Source organism: Sulfuricella sp. (genome assembly GCF_035531155.1).
Lineage (GTDB): Bacteria > Pseudomonadota > Gammaproteobacteria > Burkholderiales > Sulfuricellaceae > Sulfuricella.
Genome location: NZ_DATKTK010000057.1, coordinates 1 through 4,231 on the forward strand (window position 1 = coordinate 1; position 4,231 = coordinate 4,231).

The 4,231-nt window shown below is 57.1% G+C and carries 6 protein-coding genes; 4 read left to right on the forward strand and 2 right to left on the reverse strand.

The window, feature by feature from the left end:
- Nucleotides 1-985, forward strand: a 985-nt coding sequence (locus VMV64_RS14305; protein WP_325331511.1) for a DEAD/DEAH box helicase, incomplete at its 5' end; no start/stop codon positions are given.
- Nucleotides 982-1,305 carry a hypothetical protein gene (locus tag VMV64_RS14310; protein WP_325331513.1) on the forward strand — a complete coding sequence of 108 codons (324 nt, stop codon included), beginning with the start codon at nucleotides 982-984 and terminating at the stop codon, nucleotides 1,303-1,305. The genes VMV64_RS14305 and VMV64_RS14310, both read left to right, overlap by 4 nt.
- Nucleotides 1,306-1,340: 35 nt before the next feature.
- On the opposite strand, the gene VMV64_RS14315 is transcribed toward VMV64_RS14310, so the two are convergent.
- Nucleotides 1,341-1,724, reverse strand: coding sequence for a hypothetical protein (locus VMV64_RS14315; RefSeq protein WP_325331515.1), 384 nt, complete (start codon nucleotides 1,722-1,724; stop codon nucleotides 1,341-1,343).
- A gap of 2 nt (nucleotides 1,725-1,726) precedes the next feature.
- The gene (locus tag VMV64_RS14320) at nucleotides 1,727-2,521 is read right to left on the reverse strand and encodes an HNH endonuclease (protein ID WP_325331517.1); all 795 of its coding nucleotides are present in this window, start codon (nucleotides 2,519-2,521) and stop codon (nucleotides 1,727-1,729) included.
- Nucleotides 2,522-2,790: 269 nt separating this feature from the next.
- On the opposite strand from VMV64_RS14320, the gene VMV64_RS14325 reads away from it, so the two are divergent.
- Both VMV64_RS14325 and VMV64_RS14330 read left to right on the forward strand, forming a co-directional pair.
- The gene (locus VMV64_RS14325) at nucleotides 2,791-3,180 is read left to right on the forward strand and encodes a hypothetical protein (RefSeq protein ID WP_325331519.1); all 390 of its coding nucleotides are present in this window, start codon (nucleotides 2,791-2,793) and stop codon (nucleotides 3,178-3,180) included.
- A 23-nt stretch (nucleotides 3,181-3,203) separates the two neighbouring features.
- Nucleotides 3,204-4,109: a phosphorothioated DNA-binding restriction endonuclease gene (locus tag VMV64_RS14330; protein ID WP_325331521.1), complete on the forward strand. Its 906-nt coding sequence runs from the start codon at nucleotides 3,204-3,206 to the stop codon at nucleotides 4,107-4,109.
- Nucleotides 4,110-4,231 lie beyond the last annotated feature (122 nt).

The window sequence follows — 4,231 nt, forward strand, 5'->3', positions numbered from 1 at the left end:
ACTCGCAAAGATTTGCGCAAAGCCTATCCTGGTCCTCTGCTACAACAAGACGCTTGCGGGACGACTAACGCATTGGATGTCGAGCAAAGGCGTCAGCGATAAGGTACATGTGCGGCATTTTCATAGCTGGTGCCACAGCCAACTGAAGGCCTATCACGTTAACTTCTCCCAAGGCAAGAATGACACGGACAAGACCATGGCCAACATGGTGCAAGCCGTCATTGGTGGCGTCGAGCGCGGCCAGGTTCCTTCCGGGCAGTACGAAGCCGTGTTGATTGACGAAGGCCATGATTTCAAGCCGGAGTGGCTGAAGCTTATCGTTCAGATGGTCGATCCGCGGGCCAACTCGCTGCTGGTTCTCTACGACGATGCCCAGTCGATCTACGAAGCCGGCCGGCAAAAGAATTTCAGCTTCAAGAGCGTGGGCATCCAGGCGCAAGGCCGCACGACGATCTTGAAGGTGAATTACCGGAATACGCGGGAGATCTTGGAGTTTGCGGCGCAGTTCGCTGGAGAGTTGCTCAAAGCTGCCGAGGCCGAGGACGATGGTATTCCGCGACTGGTACCGATTTCGGCGGGACGCCACGGCAATGCGCCGGTCGTTGTGAATCTGCCTACGCTAAAGTCGGAAGGAGCGTGGATTGCAGTGCGGCTGAAGGAAGAGCACGCTAACGGCACGCCTTGGCATGACATGGCAATCCTGTATCGGCACTACGATCCTGTATGCATAGCAGTGCGTAAGGAATTGCGGCAAGCAGGTGTCCCGAATACATGGAAAGACGATGTGACATTCGGCGAAAGCCAGGATACCGTCAAGCTGCTACCGTTTCACAGCAGTAAAGGCCTTGAATATCCAATTGTCGTCATTCCAGGCGCCGGATTGCTTCCCGCACCGGAGGAGTCGAACGAAGATGAGGCCCGACTACTTTATGTGGCAATGACGCGCGCCACATCAAAGCTGTTTGTTACGGGCGCATCGGCATGATGTCAGTGGCGACGGAGCTCACGGCGCGCGACTCGGCTTGGCTTTTCACCCCCTCATTCACCCGCACCTCGTTCCTGAACGCATCGATGATGTCGGCGACCAACACCATGATTGTGCTCAACGTCACCAGCGACCCGCGCGACACCGCCTTCGGCATCGGCAGCACCGCCCGGGCTATCGCGTTCATGGTCGGCCCGATGGGCGGGACGATGTTCGCGACGTTTTCGCTCAAGGCGGGCTTCGCCACCGTCGGCGGCGTGATGCTCGCGCTGGCGGGGGTGGTGGCGTTTGCGGTCAGGGAGCCGACGGGGGAGAAATAGCGAGTGTTGGTGCTTGGAGGCAGAGACCAATTCGCCTACCAAACGAGATACTGACTGTTTGGCGAAAGTGTGCAATTCCAAGACTTAACGCTCTTAAATGTCCTAATGAACTTCGCTACTGATCCCCAGACCGGATGTTGCGCTATTTCGTGGTCAGTGGCCGCGCGCAACTCGACAAACTCATGAAAACAATGGTCATCGCCCGTTGCGCCATTTGTTAATTTCCAGAGGGCTTTATATAGTCCGGGCACGCCCACTTGCTCAGCAACAAAGTATTCACCAGAATCAAGGGTGGATCGTAACGCGGCGATGTCTGCTGGGCGAATTTGACCAGAAAGAAGCAGCTGGCCCCATGCTTTATAGTTTGAAGCATCGCGATACAAATACTCGAATAGTGTGTATCCGGTATGTTTGACCATGGCTATCCATTCTTTCTGTTATCTAGAAAAACCTCGTGTCGATGACGCTCGAGGAAACTCCGGTCTGGTAAGAAGCGCTGCGGTAGATCTATCAACCGGCCTTTCAAAGGTGAAAGTACATCGCGTACAAACGGCTCATTGTTTCGGCTCAATTCTTTGGACAATACGATTCTGAAGTCATCAGACAGTGTCACTAAGCCAGCATCAAAAGCCTTGTCGTGCAAGGCAGAAAGGCACAGACCGTTGCGCGGGTTCAATCGGTTTGCTTTGTCCTTGCTCCACGGAACAATATGGCTTGCGACGAGCAAGCGCGGCTCGGAGAGACCCGACATACAGCAACGCCATTGATAGCTGCTCAATACTGCGCGTCGGAAGAAGCGCTGCTTGATTCGTTGTTTAGTAAGAACCTGCCGAGTCTCACCAGAGTAGTCCTCAAGTTCCTTTATGTCCGATTCTTCCAGGGATTCGTATTTGAGTTTGCCCCTTCCACTACGAAGCTGGGCATTGAGGACCGCGCATTCCGTAGTGAGCCCTTCCCAATCTTCGTGGAATTCCTTCCACACCTCGCGATCAGCGTTCGAGGCATTTCCCAATCCCGCTCGGCCTGTAGAGGTAACTGCAGGATCGAGACTGGCGAAGTTGACGAGCTTCATTGCGACCGCTGATGGTGTTCGACCGATGGCGGTTGCAAGGTCGACGATCTCAGGGTTGCGGCTATGCAGTCTGCCGAACGGCAGCTGACAATAAAGGTGGAATGCGAGCTTTAGTTGGCCCTTTGTCCATCGAATAGAACTCATAACAGGGCCATATGCGTCAACATTGATACGCGATTCATGTTGTCTCCATCCGAGCCAGCAGTGAACGTCGGTGCTGACCGGCGCCGACGTGTTCCATGCATATTGGCAATTGAAGAATCTGTCGCGAACGGTCACCAGTCTAGCGGTTCTACGGACGATGTGGAAATGGGCATAGATACTAAGGGGAGGATCCGTATACTCAAATCCTGGGTAAAATCAAAATCTCCCCGTTCGAGTCGACGCGATTTACATTGGATTGGAGATGAGGAATGGTCGTGTTTTCTGAGCCGTGCGTATTGCACGAAGACGCGTTCTATGAATACTTCAAACCTATTCGTCACGCCGATACGAAGCCCAATATATGGGGCGGACTCGGATTAGAGACGTTTGGCGAAGACTTCGAGATCGTTCGCAGTCATGATCCGGGTTTTGTGTGGACGGTCACGGATGGCGATTCAGGCGACCAATGGATCACGACCGGCGTCCACTACGTAAACCGAATTTGCTATTTGGTTACTGAAAAGCCCCACGATTGGATTCCGGTCGAGTTTCGAATCCGAATGAATGGTCATCCCCTGACGCCGGTGGGCCTAAACCGCCAGTTATTGAAGTTGGATCGGTTGGTGACCGAACACAAATATATCTCTAAATTGCTCTGACAAATCTACGGACAAAATTGGCCATGACCCGCGACGAAATCCTGACCGCGTTCGACCGCATCCGCGTCTGGCAACAGGGGGACCGGCGCGCGGTGCACAAGCCGCTGCTGGTGCTGCTCGCGCTCGGGCGCCTGCTGCGCGGCGAATCGCCGCTGGTGGAATTCGCCGGCATCGAGGACAAGCTCGGGAAGCTGCTGGAGGAGTTCGGCCCCTCGGGCTCCGAAAGAACCCGCCACAATCCCTTCTGGCATCTGCGCACCGACGGCGTCTGGCGACTTGAAGGTCCGCCCGAAATCACCTCGCGCCCTGCCGGCGCCACGCCGACGATCACCGAACTGCGGCGCGGCCGCGTCGAAGGCGGGTTCGCCGAGCCGGTGCGCCTCGCCCTCGCGCACGATCCCGCGCTCGTCGCGGAAATTGCCCGCCGCATTCTGAATGCCCATTTTCCGGAGAGCATACGCCAGGACGTGGCGGCGGCCGTCGGGCTGAGCCCCGATGCGGACAACCCGGCCGCACCTGAACAAGAGCAGCGCCGCCGCGATCCCGCGTTCCGCGAGAAGGTGCTGCTCGCCTACGAATACCGCTGCTGCGTCTGCGGGCACGACCTGCGCATGGGTGGCCATGCGATAGGGCTCGAAGCCGCGCACATCAAGTGGTTCCAGGCGCGCGGGCCGGACGTGGTGCAAAACGGCCTCGCGCTGTGCTCGCTGCACCACAAGATCTTCGACCTCGGCGCGTTCACCGTGCTGCCGGAAAACCACCAGATCGTATTCAGCCGCCACCTCATGGGCGGCGACGACACCAAGGCGAAGCTGCTCGCCCACCATGGCGCGGGGCTGATTCAGCCGCAGGGGAAGGAGTGCCTGCCGCATCCGGAGTTTCTGGCGTGGCACCGGGCGGAGGTGTTCAGGGAGCCGGCGCGGGAGTAGCGGGCGCAAATTGCCGCCCCCTGGCCTATTCAGCTCCGGGGCAGAGGGGACCTCTCTCGCTCGTTTGGGTGGGAATCGTTAGCGCATCACGCCGCATAGCGCTGAATTTCCACTTCCACATG

Bases quoted from the DNA above. Each gene is read 5' to 3' on its own strand.
- VMV64_RS14310 (WP_325331513.1), top strand. From the start codon at position 982: ATGATGTCAGTGGCGACGGAGCTCACGGCGCGCGACTCGGCTTGGCTT.
- VMV64_RS14315 (WP_325331515.1), bottom strand. From the start codon at position 1,724: ATGGTCAAACATACCGGATACACACTATTCGAGTATTTGTATCGCGAT.
- VMV64_RS14320 (WP_325331517.1), bottom strand. From the start codon at position 2,521: ATGAGTTCTATTCGATGGACAAAGGGCCAACTAAAGCTCGCATTCCAC.
- VMV64_RS14325 (WP_325331519.1), top strand. From the start codon at position 2,791: ATGGTCGTGTTTTCTGAGCCGTGCGTATTGCACGAAGACGCGTTCTAT.
- VMV64_RS14330 (WP_325331521.1), top strand. From the start codon at position 3,204: ATGACCCGCGACGAAATCCTGACCGCGTTCGACCGCATCCGCGTCTGG.